Below are 19,617 nucleotides of genomic sequence, written 5' to 3'. Positions count from 1 at the left end.
ACTTGCGGATAATACTTATCCGGACGATGACCAACAGGCCCCTCAGGCCAGGGACACAGGATGAAACCGTTTCGCTTAGCTGCGATCTCTCTCGCGCTGCTCACCACCTTTACGCTTGTCGGCTGTGATAACAGCGACGACAAACCTCAGGCCGCTGCCCCCGCAGCGTCTACTGCATCAGAACAGAAAACCCCAGCAAAACCGGATCCTGAAAAGCTGGCTAAGCTGGCCGCGCAGAGTCAGGGCAAGGCGTTGACGCTGCTGGATGCCTCTGAAGTGCAACTCGACGGCGCTGCGACGCTGGTTCTGACCTTCTCTGTACCGCTGGAGCCCAGCCAGGATTTTGCGAAAACGGTGCATGTGGTGGATAAAAAAAGCGGCAAAGTGGACGGCGCCTGGGAACTGGCCCCCAATCTGAAAGAGCTGCGCCTGCGCCATCTGGAGCCGAATCGTAATCTGGTCGTCACCGTCGAACGTAATTTGCTGGCGCTGAACAAAGCGACATTCGGCATCGACTATGAAAAAGCGATCACCACCCGGGATGTTGAACCGACGGTCGGATTCGCCAGCCGCGGATCGCTGCTGCCGGGTAAGGTGGTGGAAGGATTGCCGGTGATGGCGCTCAACGTCAACAATGTGGATGTGAACTTCTATCGCGTGAAGCCGGAGTCGCTGGCCTCGTTTGTCAGCCAGTGGGAGTACCGTAACTCGCTGACCAACTGGGAATCTGACAACCTGCTGAAGATGGCGGAACTGGTCTACACCGGCCGTTTCGACCTCAACCCGGCGCGCAATACGCGTGAAAAACTGCTCCTGCCGCTCAAAGATATTAAGCCGCTCCAGCAGTCTGGCGTCTATATCGCCGTGATGAATCAGGCTGGTCACTATAACTACAGTAACGCCGCGACGCTCTTTACCTTAAGTGATATTGGGCTGTCCGCTCACCGTTATCATAACCGCCTGGACATCTTCACCCAGAGTCTTGAAAACGGTGCGGCGCAGTCAGGTGTGGCCATTACCCTTCTGAACGATAAAGGGCAGACCCTGGCCGAGGCGAACAGCGACGCCGATGGTCATGCGAAACTGGAAACCGATAAAGAAGCCGCGCTGATCCTGGCCAGTAAAGATGGCCAGACCACGCTTCTCGACCTCAAACTTCCGGCGCTGGATCTGGCGGAGTTTGATATCGCCGGTAACCCGGGTTACAGCAAACAATTCTTTATGTTTGGCCCGCGCGATCTCTATCGTCCGGGTGAAACGGTGATCCTGAACGGCCTGCTTCGCGACAGCGATGGCAAACCGCTTCCCGATCAGCCGGTAAAACTTGACGTGCTGCGCCCGGACGGACAGGTGGCGCGTACGGTCGTTGTGCAACCTGAGAACGGCCTTTATCGCTTCAACTTTCCGCTCGATAGCGGCGCCCAGACCGGCATGTGGCATATTCGCGCGAATACGGGCGATAACCAGCAGCGCATGTGGGATTTCCACGTCGAAGATTTTATGCCTGAGCGTATGGCGCTGAATCTGACCGGGCAAAAAACGCCGGTTTCCCCGCAGGATAATGTCGACTTTAACGTTGTGGGCTATTACCTGTATGGCGCGCCGGCTAACGGCAATTCTCTGCAAGGCCAGCTTTTCCTGCGTCCGCTACGTGACGCGGTGCCTGCGCTGCCTGGCTTCCAGTTTGGTGATATTGCCGAGGAGAACCTGAGCCGCAGTCTGGATGAAGTGCAGCTTACGCTGGACGAACAGGGGCGTGGGCAGGTTACCACCGAAAGCCAGTGGAAAGAGGTGCACTCGCCGCTGCAACTGATTTTGCAGGCCAGCCTGCTGGAATCAGGTGGGCGTCCGGTAACGCGACGCGCCGAGCAGGCTATCTGGCCTGCGGCTGAACTTCCGGGGATCCGCCCACAGTTCGCCAGCAAGGCCGTTTACGACTACCGTACCGATACCACCGTCAATCAGCCGATTGTCGATGAAAACGGCAACGCCAGCTTTGACATCGTCTATGCCGATGCCAGCGGGGCGAAAAAAGCGGTATCCGGTTTGCAGGTGCGTCTGATCCGTGAGCGTCGCGACTACTTCTGGAACTGGTCCGAGAGTGAGGGCTGGCAGTCTCAGTTTGATCAAAAAGATCTGGTTGAGGGCGAGCAGGAGCTAAACCTCAAGGCCGATGAAACCGGTAAAGTCACCTTCCCGGTGGAGTGGGGCTCATACCGTCTGGAAGTGAAAGCCCCTGATGACATGGTCAGCAGCGTGCGCTTCTGGGCGGGGTACAGCTGGCAGGATAACAGCGATGGCACGGGCGCTGCTCGCCCGGATCGTGTGACGCTGAAACTGGACAAGCCATCCTATCAGCCAGGCGATACCATCAACCTGCATATTGCAGCGCCGGCCGCAGGCAAGGGCTATGCAATGATCGAATCCAGCGAAGGACCGCTGTGGTGGAAAGAGATCGACGTGCCAGCAAACGGTCTGGATCTCGCCATTCCGGTGGACAAGGACTGGAAACGTCACGATCTCTACCTCAGCACGCTGGTGGTTCGTCCTGGCGATAAATCCAAATCCGCCACGCCAAAACGGGCGGTTGGCCTGCTGCATCTGCCGATGGGGGACGAAAATCGTCGCCTGGCCATCGCACTGGATAACCCGCAAAAAATGCGTCCGAACCAGACGCTTTCTGTGAAAGTGAAAGCCAGCGTAAAAGAGGGGGCTGTGCCACAGAAGGTGAACGTGCTGGTCTCGGCTGTCGATAGCGGCGTGCTGAACATTACCGACTACGTCACGCCGGATCCGTGGGAAGCTTTCTTCGGTCAGAAGCGCTATGGCGCGGACATCTATGATGTTTACGGCCAGGTGATTGAAGGTCAGGGACGTCTGGCCGCACTGCGCTTTGGCGGAGACGGCGATGAACTGAAACGCGGCGGTAAGCCACCGGTGAACCATGTCACCATAATTGCCCAGCAGGCGCAGCCGGTTACGCTTGATGCCAACGGCGAAGGCACCATCACGCTGCCGATTGGCGATTTCAACGGCGAACTGCGTCTGATGGCGCAGGCCTGGACGGAAGACGATTTCGGCAGCAGCGAAAGCAAAATCATTGTGGCGGCTCCGATTATCACCGAGCTTAATACGCCGCGATTCCTCGCAAGTGGCGATACCTCTCGCCTGACGCTGGACCTGACTAATCTGACGGACCAGCCGCAAACGCTGAACATTGCGTTAACCGCAACCGGTAAGTTGTCGCTCGAAGGTGCTCAGCCAGAGCCGGTTAAGCTGCCGCCTGGCGCACGTAGCACCCTGTTTATTCCGGTGCGCGCCCTGGAAGGCTATGGTGATGGTGAAGTGACTGCTCAGGTGTCGGGGCTTCAGCTCCCTGGTGAGACGTTTGCGCCGCAGCAGAAGAGCTGGAAAATTGGCGTGCGTCCCGCATTCCCGGCGCAAACGGTGAATACGGGCACGATGCTGAACCCTGGCGAATCCTGGAGTGCCCCAGCACAGCATATCAACGGTTTCTCGCCTGCCACGCTACAGGGGCAGCTGTTGCTCAGTGGTAAACCACCTTTAAATCTGGCGCGCTACATTCGTGAACTTCAGGCCTATCCATACGGATGTCTTGAGCAGACCACCAGCGGCCTGTTCCCGTCGCTTTACACCAACGCGGCACAACTTAAGGCACTGGGTATTAAAGGCGATACCGACGATAAACGCCGTGCGGCCATTGATATCGGGATCTCCCGTCTGCTGCAAATGCAGCGTGACGATGGCGGTTTTGCCTTGTGGGATAAAAACGGCCCGGAAGAGTACTGGCTGACCGCCTATGTCACGGACTTCCTAGTGCGGGCAGGGGAGCAGGGTTACAGCGTGCCTGCCGAGGCAGTGAATAACGCCAACAGCCGACTGCTGCGCTATTTACAGGATCCGGGGATGATGTCCATCCGCTACAGCGACGACACCCAGGCCAGCAAATTTGCTGTTCAGGCGTACGCTTCGCTGGTGCTGGCTCGTCAGCAAAAAGCGCCGCTCGGTGCGCTGCGTGAAATCTGGGAGCGCCACGCTCAGGCTGCTTCCGGGCTTCCGTTGATGCAGCTGGGCATGGCACTCAAACTGATGGGGGATGCACCGCGCAGCCAGCAGGCGCTGGATCTGGCTCTCAAAACTCCCCGTAACGACAGCCGAAACTGGATGGCGGATTACGGCAGCCAGCTGCGTGATAATGCCCTGATGCTCTCCCTGCTGGAAGAGTACAAGCTGCTGCCGGATGCGCAAAACAGGCTGCTGAACGCGTTATCTGAAGACGCGTTCAGCCAGCGCTGGCTGTCTACCCAGGAGAGCAATGCGCTGTTCCTGGCCGGACGTTCACTGCAAACCTTGTCAGGCGCGTGGACGGCAACGACCAGCCTCTCTGAACAGACCCAGAGCAGTGATAAAGCGCAGGTAGAAAACCTGAACGGCGACCAGCTTGATGCCTTGCAGGTGACGAATACCGGCACTACGCCGCTGTGGGTACGACTGGACACGACTGGCTATCCGGAGTACGCGCCTCAGCCATCCTCTAATGTCTTGCAGATTGAACGTCATATCCTGGCGACAGACGGCAGCAGCAAGTCGCTCTCTTCTCTGAAGAGCGGTGAGCTGGTTCTGGTGTGGCTGGAGGTGAAGGCCAGCCAGAACGTGCCGGATGCGCTGGTGGTGGATCTGCTCCCGGCAGGTCTGGAGCTGGAAAACCAGAATCTGGCGAGCAGCAGCGCCAGCTTGCAGGACAGCGGCAGTGAAGTGCAAAACCTGCTGAATCAGATGCAACAGTCTGATATTCAGCACATGGAATTCCGCGACGATCGCTTTGTGGCCGCGGTGCCGGTCAATGAAGGTCAGCCGGTCACGCTGGTTTACCTGGCCCGTGCCGTTACGCCGGGAACCTACCAGGTGCCTGTTCCGATGGTCGAGTCCATGTACGTTCCGCAGTGGCGGGCAACGGGGGCGGCCAGTGGCCCGCTGATCGTTGTTCCGTAAGATGCGGATAGCACGCCTGATTCGCTCCCGCTGGCTGTGGCTGGCGGGAGCGCTTCTCGTTTCAGGGGGGCTGATTGTCGTCGCTGACCGCGTGTGGCCGTTGCCCCTGAAAGAGGTCAACCCAGCGCGAGTGGTGGTGGATGAGCAGGGTGTTCCGCTGTGGCGTTTTGCCGACAGCGAAGGCATCTGGCGCTATCCGGTTACCATTGAAGAGGTTTCCCCACGCTATCTTGAGGCGCTGATCCAGTATGAAGATCGCTGGTTCTGGGATCACCCGGGCGTCAATCCGCTTTCTGTACTGCGTGCCGCCTGGCAGGATCTCACCTCCGGGAGAGTGGTTTCCGGCGGGAGCACGCTTACCATGCAGGTGGCGCGCCTGCTGGATCCGCATCCGCGTACCTTTGGCGGTAAAATTCGTCAGCTGTGGCGGGCGATGCAGCTGGAGTGGCATCTCTCCAAGCGTGAAATCCTGACGCTGTATCTTAACCGTGCCCCGTTTGGCGGCACGTTGCAGGGCGTGGGTGCGGCAAGCTGGACTTACCTTGGCAAACCGCCGTCTCAGCTGAGCTATTCCGACGCGGCGCTGCTGGCAGTTCTGCCGCAGGCACCCAGCCGTCTGCGCCCGGACCGCTGGCCGGAACGTGCCGAAGCGGCGCGGAACAAAGTGCTCGACCGCATGCTGACTCAGGGCGTCTGGTCTGAGAAGCAGGTGAAAGAGTCCCGTGAAGAGCCGGTCTGGCTGGCTCCCCGGCAGATGCCGCAGCTGGCGCCGCTCTTTTCCCGCATGATGCTGAGTAAAAGTCGTGACACAAAAATAGTCACCACGCTGGATGCAGCTTTGCAACGACAGCTTGAAGAGCTGGCAATGAACTGGAAATCACGCCTGCCCGCCCGCAGTTCGCTGGCGATGATCGTCGTGGATCATACATCCATGAAAGTGCGTGGCTGGGTAGGCTCGGTAGATATCAATGATGACAGCCGTTTCAGCCACGTGGATATGGTCAATGCGATCCGATCGCCGGGATCGGTCCTCAAGCCATTCATCTATGGCATGGCGCTGGACGATGGTCTGATCCATCCCGCTTCGTTATTACAGGATGTGCCAAGAAAAACGGGGGATTATCGTCCCGGCAACTTTGACAGCGGCTTCCATGGGCCGGTCAGTATGAGCGAAGCCCTGGTGCGTTCCCTCAACCTGCCTGCGGTGCAGGTTCTGGAAGCGTACGGCCCAAAACGTTTTGCCGGAATGCTGAGCAACGCGGGATTACCGCTCATTCTGCCTGCGGGGGCACAGCCCAACCTCTCTCTGATCCTGGGGGGCGCAGGCGCACGCCTGGCTGATATCGCTGCCGCCTATAGCGCCTTTGCGCGTCAGGGTAAGGCGGGCCGGCTGCGTTTACAGCCGGGCGATCCGCTGATCGAACGTCCGCTGCTGTCGCAGGGGGCGGCGTGGATCATTCGTCGCATTCTCGCTAATGAAGCACAGCCCCTGCCGGACAGTGCGTTGCCCCAGGTTGCGCCGCTGGCGTGGAAAACGGGCACCAGCTATGGCTACCGGGATGCCTGGGCCATCGGCCTGAACGCCCGGTATGTCATTGGAATCTGGACCGGACGCCCGGACGGCACGCCCGTTGCCGGGCAGTTTGGTTTCGCCAGCGCGGTACCGCTCCTGAATCAGGTCAATAACATGCTTCAGTCCCGCTCGATGGTGGATGAAGCGCGCCTGCCGCGCGATCCGCGTCCTGCAAGCGTAGGACGGGGCGTGATTTGCTGGCCGGGGGGCCAGTCCCTGCCTGAAGGGAGCGAAAACTGTCGGCGTCGGCTGTCAACCTGGCTGCTGGAAGGCAGTGAACCGCCTACGCTGTTGCTGCCGGAACAGGAAGGTATTCGCGGGATCCGTTTCCCGGTCTGGCTGGATAAAGAAGGCAAACGCGTTGCGGCGGATTGTCCTGATGCGACAGAGAAAGTGCTGGATGTCTGGCCGCTACCGCTGGAGCCCTGGCTGCCTGCTGCTGAAAAACGGGCTGCTCGTCTTCCCGCCCGTTCAGCTATTTGCCCTCCGCTGGATAATCATAATGCGGCGCCGATGATGTTGTCAGGCGTCAGAGAAGGGGCGGTAATTAAACGTCTTCCGGGTGAGAAAAATATGACCCTCAACGTTTCAACCAGCGGCGGGGAGGGACAACGATGGTGGTTTTTGAATGGCGAACCGCTGGACGGGCATCAGAAGAATTATTCACTGCAATTATATTTGCCGGGTAAATATCAATTAATTGTATTAGATGAAACAGGACAAACGGCGACAGTGAATTTTGAATTAGATCGCTAAGTATTACCCCTCAAGAGTTAGCTTGATAATTATCAATATTCGTTCCTGAAAAAAAACGAGAATGCGTTTTTATTTGAAGGAACGAGCAATGAAAAAAAATAAACATCAGGGAGAAAGGCTTATTCCCGCCATATCCCGGCGTCAGTTTATTCAGGCAGGGTCGGCGCTCGCCGCCCTGCCGTTTGTCGTCAAAACCGGCAAAGTACAGGCACAGGGCGCGGCGGTTTCAGACGCTACGCCTGAAGAAAAAGTGGTGCAAACCTGTAGTACGTTTGACTGCGGCGGCAAATGTGATATTCGTGCTCACGTCAGTGATGGCGTTGTGACCCGAATTTCAACGCGTCCGGATAACGCGCTGGATCCGCAGATGCCAGTAATGCGCGCCTGCGTTCGTGGTCGGGCTTATCGGAAATTTGTTTATCACCCCGATCGACTGAAATATCCAATGAAACGCGTAGGTAAACGTGGCGAAGGAAAATTTGAGCGTATTACCTGGGATGAAGCCACTACCCTTATTGCGAATCAATTAAAAACTATTACGCAAAAATACGGTGCTGCGTCACGCTATGTTCATGTGGGCACCGCGGTGTCCGGCGGGACCTTTTCCGGCGATAAAATGGTTCGTCGTCTGCTCAACTTAACCGGCGGCTATCTCGAAAGCTATCATTCGGTCAGTATGGGTAACACGGCGGCGGCAACGCCGTATACCTATGGCACCGCCGCCAGCGGCAACTCTCTGGACACGCTGCTGGACACCAAACTGGTCATTCTCTGGGGGCATAACCCGACGGAAACCATCTTCGGGCACAGCAACCACTTCTACCAGAAGATGAAGCAAAACGGCACGCGCTTCATTGTTGTCGACCCACGCTATTCCGATACGGTTTCCTCCCTTGCCGATCAGTGGATCCCATTGCTTCCTGCCACGGACAACGCCCTGATGGACGCGATGATGTATGTGATCGTCACGGAGAATCTGCACGATCGCGACTTTATTCAACGCTACACCCTGGGCTTTGACGAAGACGCCATGCCAGAGGGCGTTCCGGCCAATGAATCCCTGATGGCTTATCTGAGCGGTGCAAAGGATGGCGTGGCGAAAACGCCTGAGTGGGCAGAGAAAATCACCCACGTGCCTGCACAAACTATTCGTCAGCTGGCGCGTGACTACGCAACCACCAAACCCGCCGCGCTGATCCAGGGCTGGGGACCGCAGCGTCACAACTGCGGCGAGCGCACCGCGCGCGGCTCGACGATACTGGCCACGCTAACGGGTAACGTCGGGGTGAAAGGCGGCTGGGCAGCAGGCTATGGTGGCTGCGCAAACCGCAAATTTGCGGCCGGGCCAGAGATGCCGGACAACCCGGTCAACGCCAAAATTTCGGTCATGAACTGGGTGCAGGCCGCGGATGATGCTTCTAAGGTAACCGCGGAAGATGGCCTGAAGGATGCTGAGAAGCTGGACAGCAATATCCGCATCCTGTTCTCGCTGGCGGGCAATTATCTGGCTAACCAGAACCCGGATCTTCATCAGGCAACCCGTGTCCTGGAAGACGAGTCGAAAATCGAGTTTATCGTCGCAAGCGATCTGTTTATGACGCCGAGCGCCAGATACGCCGACCTGCTTTTGCCGGAAACCAGCTTCATGGAACGCTGGAATATCGGCGAAACCTGGGGTACGGCAAGCTATCTGATCCTGTCAGAAAAGCTGATTGAACCTGAATTTGAACGCCGTTCAGACTACGACTGGCTGCGGGAGGTCGCTGCTAAGCTTGGCGTCGAGCCAGCGTTCAGCGAGGGCCGTGACGAAAAAGCGTGGATTGAGCACATCTGGGAGCAGACGCGGCTGTCCATGCCGGATGAAAACCTGCCGGACTTCGCGACGCTACAGAAGACGCGTCAGCATCTTTTCAAAAGCGCGCCGTACGTTGCCTTTGAAGACAACATTCGCGATCCGCAGAATCATCCGTTCCCGACGCCGTCCGGAAAAATTGAGATCTTCTCGAAGCGTCTGTACGACATGCATCACCCGGAAATTCCGGCGCTGTCGCACTACGTGCCAGCCCATGAAGGGCCGGAAGACGAGCTGGCGAAAACCTTCCCGCTCCAGCTGATCACCTGGAAAGGGAAAAACCGCGCTAACTCCACCCAGTATGCCAACCCGTGGTTAATTGAGGCGCAGCAGCAAAAGCTGTGGATCAACCCGCAGGATGCGCAAAAGCGCGGCATTGCGCAGGGGGATACCGTGCGTATTCATAACGCGCGCGGCATTTGTGAGATCCCGGCGGAGGTCACGCCGCGCATCATTCCAGGCGTGGTGGCCATGCAGGCAGGCGCCTGGTGGCAGCCGGACGCGCAGGGTATCGATAAAGGCGGCTGCGCAAACGTGCTCAGTTCCGCCCGTATTACCGCGCTTGCGAAAGGGAATTCCCATCAAACCATGCTGGTGGAGGTAGCTAAAGCATGAGTCAGTTTAAACATTACGCACCGGTGAGCGACAAACAGCTGGGTTTTTATATCGACTCTTCTCGCTGCTCGGGCTGCAAGGCATGCCAGGTGGCGTGCAAAGATAAAAACAACCTTGAGGTCGGACGTCGTTTCCGTCGCGTTTATGAAGTCAACGGCGGGAGTTTTATCCCGACCGGGCAGGGCGGCGTCAGCAACAACGTTTTTGCCTACACGCTCTCTATTTCCTGTAACCACTGCGCAGATCCTGTCTGCACCAAAAACTGTCCAACCACCGCGATGCATAAGCGTCCGGGGGACGGCATTGTGCGCGTTGATACTGATAAGTGTGTCGGCTGCGGCTACTGCGCATGGTCTTGCCCTTACGGCGCGCCACAGCTCAACGAGCAGACCGGGCAGATGTCCAAATGTGATTTCTGCGTGGATCTCCAGGCGAAGGGAGAGCAGCCCGTCTGTGTGGCAACCTGTCCACTCGAAGCGATTAAATTCGGGCCGATTGATGAACTGCGGGCGAAGTATGGTGCGGTCTGTGATGTGAAAGGCCTGCCTGATTCCTCCATCACCAAACCAAACCTGGTGATCAAAGCGCATCAGGGCGCAGAGAAAGAGGGGAAACGTCATGCATGAGTTACCGCTGCTGATTTTTACGCTGTTCCTGCAAGGATCGGTTGGCGTTACGCTGTGGCTGGCGTTCGGAAGCACGCAACGCAGCGCGCTGCTGCCGGCAGCCGGAGCGTTTGTGCTGGCGAGCCTGGGGCTGCTCGCCTCCGCGCTGCACATGGGCTATCCGCTTAATGCTCTTAACGCGCTGCGCCACGTATCCAGCTCCTGGCTGAGCCGTGAGATTATCTTTGCCAGTCTTTACCTTGCGGCGCTTGGCTTCGCAACGCTGCTGATGTTTGTCAAAAAGCCAGGCTGGAAGCCACTGTTGGTTGTGGCAGGTCTGGTTGGTTTAGTCGATGTGTTCTGCATGGCGCAGATCTACATGCACGCATCCGTGGTGACATGGCAGCACGTTAACACGCTGGCGCTGTTTATCGGCTCGGTAGGAATAATCGGCTCAGCCTGCATGGCCTGTGCGCCGCATGCCCGCATCAACGTGCGTGCGGCGGTTGTCATTATCACGCTGCTGGTGCTTGTGCGTCTGGTGATGCAGCCCGTCTGGCTGGCAGATATTACGGCTATGGACAACACCGTGGTGACGTTCCCTCACGCACCGCTACAGATGCTGGAGCAACTGCGAACCGTGCATCTGCTGAGCTGGTGCGTATCCGTTGCGGGTATGCTGTGCTTTGCTGCGGGCGGTCTGAAAGCGGCGCGATCTCCCATGCTGCTGGGAAGCGCGTTGCTGATTGTCGGTGAGCTGATGCTGCGCTTCGTTTTCTTCAGTATTGGCTGATGGGCGGATTGACCTTTGTCCCGGCGATGGACGTGACGCATGCGTGCGTCCGTCGCCGTTTTCGCCACGCTTCCTGCCTCGCCTGCGCGGACGTCTGTCCTGTGCAGGCTTTTACTTTTACCGACTCAAGCGTCTCGGTTGATGACAGCCGCTGTATTGAATGCGGTGACTGCCTGTTCGTCTGCCCCGCTGAGGCCATCACCGGCATCACGCCGCGAAAACGCTTTCTGTGTGGCGATACGCTTGTTGGGCCGTTTACTGACCGTGCGCCAGGGGTGAATGAGCTTCTGCTGTGGCACGCGCAGTACCACGTTCGTTTTATCAGTATCGACGCGGAGCAGAATCCTGACTGGTTGCTGGCGATTGCCCGGCTGAATCTGGCGCTTCGCCGACGCGGTGAAGCGGCGTGGGCGTTTAAATATATACCCGTCAACGAGGTTAATACCGCCCGGCGTGTGCTGATGCACGTTCCCCGAGAGGATGTCCAGGCCTGTAGCGTCGTGCCCGGTCAGCGTGAACTGCGCAGGGCGTTTTCTGCGTTTAGCGAGGCAGAGATAACTCTCGATGCCAAATCCTGCATACTGTGCGGCGCGTGCTGGCGAAGTTGTATGGAAAACGCGATTCGGTTTGAGAACGCTGAACTGATCGTGGAAACCGGACGCTGTACGGGGTGCGGCGGCTGCGAAGCGGTATGCCAGCATGCGGCGATAAACGTGACGCAAACAGACGGGGTAGGGAAAAGCGTGACCATACCGGCATATGAAGCCGTTTGCCTGACGTGCCACCGTCATTTCTGGTCATTTACGTCTGATGAAAAGCAGTGTCCGCTCTGTTTTCATCATCAACACGGTATGCGAAATACGAGCTGTTGCTAATCTTCGTCTCATTTTAAAAAAATGTTATGCATAACCATAGGCAATGGCGCTATTGCTCTTTATAATCCGCGCCACACCATACTCAGGTATGCAAAAACAACAGAACATTTTACAGAGGTTATCAATGGCTATTGAACGTACTTTTTCCATCATCAAACCAAACGCGGTGGCAAAAAACGTTATTGGCAGCATCTTCGCTCGCTTTGAATCAGCAGGGTTTAAGATCGTTGGCACCAAAATGCTGCACCTGACCGTTGAGCAGGCTCGCGGTTTTTACGCTGAGCACGAAGGTCGCCCATTCTTTGATGGTCTGGTCGAGTTCATGACCTCTGGCCCAATCGTGGTATCCGTACTGGAAGGCGAAAACGCGGTACAGCGTCACCGCGATCTGCTGGGTGCAACCAACCCGGACAACGCGCTGGCAGGTACTCTGCGCGCCGACTATGCAGACAGCTTCACCGAGAACGGCACCCACGGTTCCGACTCTGTTGAATCTGCTGCGCGCGAAATCGCGTTCTTCTTCGCTGAAGGCGAAGTGTGCCCGCGCACTCGCTAATAATTTCGTAAATGCCGCGTGCAAACGTGGCATCCCTGCGCCAGACTTTGTACAATGCAACGCCCCGGACGAGCAGACTGCTTACCGGGGCGTTTCTTTTCAACCCACCAAGGGCCACAACGTGTAACAACGAGGCCGGAAAAAATTATGTCTGAATTAGTGAATACCTCCGAAGTCGCCATTCCTGCGGTTCCCAATAAAAATGGAAAAATTAACCTGCTGGACCTGAACCGTCAGCAGATGCGCGAGTTCTTTAAAGAGATGGGCGAGAAGCCATTTCGTGCCGATCAGGTCATGAAATGGATGTATCACTATTGCAGCGACAACTTTGATGACATGACGGACATCAACAAAGTGCTGCGCAATAAGCTTAAAGAAGTGGCGGAAATCCGCGCACCGGAAGTGGTGGAAGAGCAGCGCTCTTCAGATGGCACCATCAAGTGGGCCATTGCCGTTGGCGATCAGCGCGTTGAAACCGTGTATATCCCGGAAGACGATCGCGCCACGCTGTGCGTCTCTTCTCAGGTGGGCTGTGCGCTGGAGTGCAAATTCTGCTCTACGGCGCAGCAGGGCTTTAACCGTAACCTGCGCGTGTCGGAAATCATCGGCCAGGTCTGGCGTGCCGCGAAAATCGTGGGCGCGGCGAAAGTCACCGGTACACGTCCAATCACCAACGTGGTGATGATGGGGATGGGTGAACCGCTGCTCAACCTGACCAACGTCGTTCCGGCGATGGAAATTATGCTCGACGATTTCGGTTTTGGTCTGTCCAAGCGCCGCGTTACGCTCTCTACTTCCGGCGTTGTGCCTGCGCTGGACAAACTGGGCGACATGATTGACGTTGCGCTGGCCATCTCCCTTCACGCGCCAAACGACGCCATCCGTGACGAAATTGTGCCGATCAACAAAAAGTACAATATCGAAACCTTCCTGGCTGGCGTACGCCGTTACCTGGAGAAATCCAACGCGAACCAGGGCCGCGTGACCATTGAATACGTGATGCTGGATCATGTTAACGACGGTACCGAACATGCACATGAGCTGGCTGAACTGCTGAAAGATACGCCATGTAAGATCAACCTGATCCCATGGAACCCGTTCCCGGGCGCGCCGTATGGCCGTAGCTCGAACAGCCGTATCGATCGCTTCTCAAAAGTGCTGATGGAGTATGGTTTCACCACCATCGTTCGTAAAACGCGTGGCGATGATATCGACGCAGCCTGTGGTCAGCTGGCGGGTGACGTTATTGACCGTACCAAACGTACGCTGCGTAAGCGCATGCAGGGTGAGTCAATCGCGGTCAAAACCGTTTGATTATTATGCAGACACGGCGCGTTTTTTGCGCCGTGAAGCATTAATTTACTGAATATTCAGTCACAATCATTATGACTGATTAATAATTACGGTGCGTTTCATACGACTTTCGGGCAGTATGTAACGACGTAACAACAGTTTAGCGTGAAGGCCTGCCAGCGCTGTCATCTGCGGCCCGACAGTCTTATACTGTTTGTTCCAGGTTAACTGACCTAAAGTTTCGCGGTGCGGGTGGCATTGTGACTCACCGGCACCTGAACCCTTATTTTCACGTACCAGTAGTTGTAGCGAATGAATACTGAAGCCACTCACGATCAAAATGCAGCACTCTCCACTGGCGTTCGTCTTCGCAACGCCCGTGAACAACTCGGACTCAGCCAGCAAGCCGTTGCAGAACGCCTGTGCCTGAAGGTTTCCACCGTTCGCGATATTGAAGAAGATAAGGCACCCGCCGATCTGGCTTCAACGTTTCTGCGCGGTTATATCCGTTCTTACGCCAAACTGGTTCATATCCCTGAAGACGAATTACTGCCGATGATGGAGAAGCAGGCGCCTGTGCGTGCGGCAAAAGTTGCGCCGATGCAGAGCTTCTCTCTGGGTAAACGTCGTAAAAAACGCGATGGCTGGCTGATGAGCTTTACCTGGCTGGTCCTGTTCGTGGTTGTCGGCCTGACGGGCGCATGGTGGTGGCAAAACCACAAAGCGCAGCAGGAAGAGATCACGACGATGGCCGATCAGTCCTCCGCTGAGCTCAATCAGTCTGGTAATAACGGCGCGCAAAGCGTGCCGCTGAGCACCGAAGGAGCTGCGACCTCCAGCGAACCTCAAGCGGCAGCAAGCAGCACGCCTGCAACCGAGCCAGCGACGACGCCAGAAGCGACGGCGAATACCGCACCAGCCACCCAGGCCCAGGATCAGAACGCGGTCGTATCACCTTCACAGGCCAATGTTGATACCGCCCCTGCGGCAACGGCACCGGCAGATAACACCGCGGCGTCACTGCCAACTGACCCGGCGGGTACGGCGGCACCTGCCGTTGACCCGAATGCGCTGGTGATGAATTTCACGGCGGATTGCTGGCTGGAAGTGACTGATGCGACAGGTAAAAAGCTGTTCAGCGGCCTGCAACGTAAAGATGGCACGTTAAATCTAACGGGCCAGGCACCTTACAAGCTTAAAATCGGCGCACCGGCAGCGGTACAGATCCAGTATCAAGGAAAACCTGTCGATCTGAGCCGCTTTATCAGAACTAACCAGGTTGCGCGTCTTACCGTTAATGCCGAACAATCAGCAGCACAGTAACAGACGGGCAATGCGGGAGATTTTACATGCATAACCAGGCTCCTATTCAACGTAGAAAATCGAAACGGATTTACGTTGGGAACGTGCCAGTCGGCGATGGGGCGCCTATCGCCGTCCAGTCGATGACCAATACGCGTACTACGGATGTAGAAGCGACGGTCAATCAAATCAAAGCATTAGAACGCGTAGGCGCGGACATTGTTCGCGTCTCTGTACCGACCATGGATGCCGCCGAGGCGTTCAAACTGATCAAGCAGCAGGTGAGCGTTCCGCTGGTTGCCGATATTCACTTCGATTACCGTATCGCGCTGAAAGTCGCTGAATATGGTGTCGATTGCCTGCGTATTAACCCAGGCAACATCGGCAACGAAGAGCGCATTCGCATGGTGGTTGACTGCGCCCGCGATAAAAACATTCCAATCCGTATCGGCGTGAACGCTGGCTCTCTGGAAAAAGATCTCCAGGAAAAGTACGGTGAGCCGACGCCGCAGGCGCTGCTCGAATCCGCAATGCGTCACGTCGATCATCTGGATCGCCTTAACTTCGATCAGTTTAAAGTGAGCGTGAAAGCGTCTGACGTCTTCCTGGCCGTTGAATCGTATCGTCTGCTGGCAAAACAGATCGATCAGCCGCTCCACCTTGGGATCACCGAGGCGGGCGGTCTGCGCAGCGGTTCGGTAAAATCGGCGATTGGTCTCGGCCTGCTGCTCTCTGAAGGCATCGGCGACACGTTACGCGTCTCCCTGGCCGCCGATCCGGTGGAAGAGATCAAAGTCGGTTTCGACATCCTGAAATCACTGCGTATCCGCGCGCGTGGGATCAACTTCATTGCCTGCCCAACCTGTTCACGTCAGGAGTTTGACGTGATCGGCACCGTGAATGCTCTGGAGCAGCGCCTGGAAGACATCATTACCCCGATGGACGTTTCCATCATCGGCTGCGTGGTGAACGGTCCGGGTGAAGCGCTGGTGTCCACGCTGGGCGTGACCGGCGGTAACAAGAAAAGTGGTCTCTATGAAGATGGCGTTCGTAAAGATCGTCTGGATAATAGTGATATGATCGACCAGCTCGAAGCCCGGATTCGCGCGAAAGCGACGATGATGGACGAAGCGAAGCGCATCAGCGTTCAGCAGGTTGAAAAATAACGTGATGGGAAGCAGGCTGCTTCCCATGTATGATTGAACCCATTCTTTGGGTTCTTTTTTGTATATAGAAAGAGAATAAACGTGGCAAAAAACATTCAAGCCATCCGCGGCATGAACGATTATCTGCCTGGCGAAACCGCCATCTGGCAGCGCATTGAAGGCACACTGAAGCAGGTGCTCGGCAGCTACGGTTACAGCGAAATTCGTTTGCCGATTGTAGAGCAGACCCCGTTATTCAAACGCGCGATCGGCGAAGTGACCGACGTGGTTGAAAAAGAGATGTATACCTTTGAGGACCGCAACGGCGACAGCCTGACCCTGCGTCCTGAGGGGACGGCGGGTTGCGTACGCGCCGGCATCGAACATGGTCTCCTGTACAATCAGGAGCAGCGCCTGTGGTATATCGGCCCGATGTTCCGCCACGAACGTCCGCAAAAAGGCCGCTACCGTCAGTTCAACCAGCTTGGCGTGGAAGTGTTTGGTCTGCAAGGGCCAGATATCGATGCCGAACTGATTATGCTGACTGCCCGCTGGTGGCGTGCGCTCGGTATTTCTCAGCACGTATCCCTGGAGCTGAACTCTATCGGTTCTCTGGAAGCGCGTGCGAACTATCGCGATGCGCTGGTGGCGTTCCTGGAACAGCACAAAGAGAAGCTCGACGAAGACTGTAAGCGTCGTATGTACAGCAACCCGCTGCGCGTACTCGATTCCAAAAATCCTGACGTACAGGCGCTGCTGAACGATGCGCCAGCGCTGGGTGACTACCTGGATGAGGATTCCCGCGAACACTTTGCTGGCCTGTGCAAGCTGCTTGAAGCGGCGGGCATTGCTTATACCGTTAACCAGCGTCTGGTGCGCGGTCTGGACTACTACAACCGCACCGTATTTGAGTGGGTCACCACCAGCCTCGGTTCGCAGGGCACCGTCTGTGCCGGTGGTCGTTATGACGGTCTGGTCGAGCAACTGGGTGGTCGCGCAGCACCGGCAGTAGGCTTCGCGATGGGCCTTGAGCGACTTGTTTTGCTGGTTCAGGCAGTTAATCCGGAATTTAAAGCCGATCCTGTTGTCGATATATACCTGGTGGCCTCAGGTGCGGATACGCAGTCTGCGGCGATGCAGCTTGCCGAACGCGTGCGCGATGCGCTGCCGGGCGTTAAGCTGATGACCAACCACGGCGGCGGCAACTTTAAAAAACAGTTTGCTCGTGCCGATAAGTGGGGCGCAAGTATCGCACTGGTGCTGGGTGAGTCCGAAGTGGCCAACGGCGAAGTGGTAGTCAAAGACCTGCGCTCTGGTGAGCAAACTACGGTAACGCAGGATGGCGTTGCGGCGCACTTGCGCACTCTATTGGGCTAAGGAGAAGGACTGCGTGGAAATTTACGAGAACGAACACGACCAGGTTGATGCGGTTAAGCGCTTCTTTGCTGAAAACGGCAAGGCACTGGTTGTAGGGGTTATTTTAGGTGTTGGTGCGCTGGTAGGCTGGCGTTACTGGAACAATCATCAGGCTGACTCTGCTCGCGGTTCGTCCCTGAACTACGAAAATACCGTTAGCGCAATCCGTGCCGATCAGCCGCAAACGTTGTCGGCTGCGGAGAAATTTGCCGCTGACAACAAAAACACCTACGGCGCGCTGGCTGCGCTGGAAGTGGCTCAGCAGTATGTTGATAAAAACGAACTGGACAAAGCCGCTGCGCAACTGTCTCAGGGGCTTGCTGCTGCCAGTGACGAAAATCTGAAAGCGGTGATCAATCTGCGTCTGGCGCGTATCCAGGTTCAGCAGAAAAAAGCCGACGACGCGCTGAAAACGCTTGATACCATCAAAGGCGAAGGCTTTGCCGCTATTGTTGCCGATCTTCGCGGTGAAGCACTGCTGAGTAAAGGTGATAAAGCGGGCGCGCGTAAAGCGTGGCAAGCTGGCGTGGATAGTAAAGCTTCACCTGCGCTGAGCGAAATGATGCAGATGAAAATAAATAATTTGTCCGTCTGAGAGGGACCCAATGCAATTGCGTAAATTACTTCTGCCAGGACTGCTTTCTGTTACGTTATTGAGTGGTTGTTCACTGTTCAGTGGCGAAGAAGACGTTGTTAAAATGTCCCCGCTGCCGACGGTTGAAAACCAGTTCACCCCATCCACCGCCTGGGACACCTCTGTGGGAGATGGTATTGGCGATTTTTATTCCAACCTGCACCCGGCATTTGCTGACGGCGTTGTCTATGCGGCCGATCGCAAAGGCACCGTTAAAGCGCTGAACGCTGATGACGGAAAAGAAGTGTGGTCCATTAACCTGGCGGAAAAAGACGGCTGGTTCTCCCGTAAACCTGCACTGCTTTCTGGCGGCCTGACCGTTGCCGGCGGTCATGTGTATGTGGGCAGCGAAAAAGCGCAGGTTTACGCGCTGAATGCCAGCGACGGTTCGGTTGCATGGCAGACCACCGTTGCCGGTGAATCCTTGTCGCGTCCGGTTGTCAGCGACGGCCTGGTGCTGATCCATACCAGCAACGGCCAGTTGCAGGCGCTGAACGAAGCCGATGGTCTGGTAAAATGGACGGTTAACCTGGATATGCCAGCGCTGTCTCTGCGTGGTGAATCTGCTCCGGCGACCGCCTTTGGCGCCGCCATTGTGGGCGGTGACAACGGCCGTGTCAGCGCGGTACTGATGCAGCAGGGCCAGATGATCTGGCAGCAGCGTATTTCCCAGGCGACCGGTTCAACTGAAATTGACCGTCTGAGTGACGTGGACACCACGCCAGTTATCGTCGACGGTGTGGTTTACGCGCTGGCATACAACGGCAACCTGACGGCGCTGGACCTGCGTAGCGGCCAGATCATGTGGAAACGTGAGCTGGGTTCCGTGAACGATTTCATCGTCGACGGCAACCGTATTTATATGGTGGATCAGAACGACCGTCTGCTGGCGCTGAGCACCGAAGGTGGCGTGACGCTGTGGACGCAGAGCGATCTGCTGCACCGTCTGCTGACCGCACCGGCACTGTATAACGGCAGCCTGGTGGTGGGCGACAGCGAAGGCTATATGCACTGGATCGATCCAGAGAATGGTCGCTTCGTGGCACAGCAGAAAGTGGATAGCTCAGGCTTCCTGACAGAGCCCGTTGTGGCTGACGGCAAACTGCTGATTCAGGCAAAAGACGGCACGCTGTACGCGATCACGCGTTAATTACACGGCGGTTGTAGTATACTAAACGGCTCCTGTTCA

13 protein-coding genes are annotated in these 19,617 nt (G+C 56.6%); all 13 read left to right on the top strand.

The annotated features are described in order from the left end of the window. Positions 1–60 precede the first annotated feature (60 nt). The gene (locus L379_RS07015; RefSeq protein WP_032654478.1) at positions 61–5,013 is read left to right on the top strand and encodes an alpha-2-macroglobulin family protein; all 4,953 of its coding nucleotides are present in this window, start codon (positions 61–63) and stop codon (positions 5,011–5,013) included. 1 nt (position 5,014) lies between these two features. Further along, a complete protein-coding gene (gene pbpC / locus L379_RS07020) occupies positions 5,015–7,342 on the top strand; it encodes a peptidoglycan glycosyltransferase PbpC (RefSeq protein WP_023295146.1) in 2,328 nt (775 codons plus the stop codon). Positions 7,343–7,430: 88 nt separating this feature from the next. Further along, positions 7,431–9,809, top strand: coding sequence for a DMSO/selenate family reductase complex A subunit (locus tag L379_RS07025; protein WP_032654476.1), 2,379 nt, complete (start codon positions 7,431–7,433; stop codon positions 9,807–9,809). Further along, entirely contained in the window at positions 9,806–10,435 is a 630-nt protein-coding gene (locus L379_RS07030) for a DMSO/selenate family reductase complex B subunit (RefSeq protein ID WP_015572168.1), read from the top strand. The genes L379_RS07025 and L379_RS07030 overlap by 4 nt, the downstream gene beginning before the upstream one ends. Further along, on the top strand, positions 10,428–11,207 hold the full coding sequence (locus L379_RS07035; RefSeq protein ID WP_032654474.1) for a dimethyl sulfoxide reductase anchor subunit family protein: 780 nt from the start codon (positions 10,428–10,430) through the stop codon (positions 11,205–11,207). The genes L379_RS07030 and L379_RS07035 overlap by 8 nt, the downstream gene beginning before the upstream one ends. After that, a complete protein-coding gene (locus L379_RS07040) occupies positions 11,207–12,082 on the top strand; it encodes a 4Fe-4S binding protein (RefSeq protein WP_032654472.1) in 876 nt (291 codons plus the stop codon). Before L379_RS07035 ends, L379_RS07040 begins: the two co-directional genes overlap by 1 nt. Before the next feature lie 124 nt (positions 12,083–12,206). Continuing rightward, positions 12,207–12,638, top strand: a complete 432-nt coding sequence (gene ndk / locus L379_RS07045) for a nucleoside-diphosphate kinase (protein WP_003860625.1) — start codon at positions 12,207–12,209, stop codon at positions 12,636–12,638. A gap of 147 nt (positions 12,639–12,785) precedes the next feature. Continuing rightward, positions 12,786–13,952 (top strand): dual-specificity RNA methyltransferase RlmN, encoded by a 1,167-nt coding sequence (locus tag L379_RS07050; RefSeq protein ID WP_003860623.1) that lies wholly within the window; start codon positions 12,786–12,788, stop codon positions 13,950–13,952. 291 nt (positions 13,953–14,243) lie between these two features. After that, positions 14,244–15,254 carry a cytoskeleton protein RodZ gene (gene rodZ / locus L379_RS07055; RefSeq protein WP_032649072.1) on the top strand — a complete coding sequence of 337 codons (1,011 nt, stop codon included), beginning with the start codon at positions 14,244–14,246 and terminating at the stop codon, positions 15,252–15,254. Between the two features lie 26 nt (positions 15,255–15,280). Continuing rightward, positions 15,281–16,399, top strand: a complete 1,119-nt coding sequence (gene ispG / locus L379_RS07060) for a flavodoxin-dependent (E)-4-hydroxy-3-methylbut-2-enyl-diphosphate synthase (RefSeq protein ID WP_017383528.1) — start codon at positions 15,281–15,283, stop codon at positions 16,397–16,399. Positions 16,400–16,480: 81 nt separating this feature from the next. Continuing rightward, entirely contained in the window at positions 16,481–17,755 is a 1,275-nt protein-coding gene (gene hisS, locus L379_RS07065; protein ID WP_017692928.1) for a histidine--tRNA ligase, read from the top strand. 13 nt (positions 17,756–17,768) lie between these two features. Next, positions 17,769–18,389 carry a YfgM family protein gene (locus tag L379_RS07070; RefSeq protein WP_032654470.1) on the top strand — a complete coding sequence of 207 codons (621 nt, stop codon included), beginning with the start codon at positions 17,769–17,771 and terminating at the stop codon, positions 18,387–18,389. A 10-nt stretch (positions 18,390–18,399) separates the two neighbouring features. Then, complete coding sequence (gene bamB / locus L379_RS07075; RefSeq protein ID WP_017383525.1) at positions 18,400–19,578, top strand: outer membrane protein assembly factor BamB; 1,179 nt, start codon at positions 18,400–18,402, stop codon at positions 19,576–19,578. Positions 19,579–19,617 lie beyond the last annotated feature (39 nt).

This window comes from Enterobacter sp. MGH 33 (assembly GCF_000534535.1).
Taxonomy (GTDB): domain Bacteria; phylum Pseudomonadota; class Gammaproteobacteria; order Enterobacterales; family Enterobacteriaceae; genus Enterobacter; species Enterobacter hormaechei_C.
This window is presented reverse-complemented; position numbering and strand designations above follow the sequence as displayed.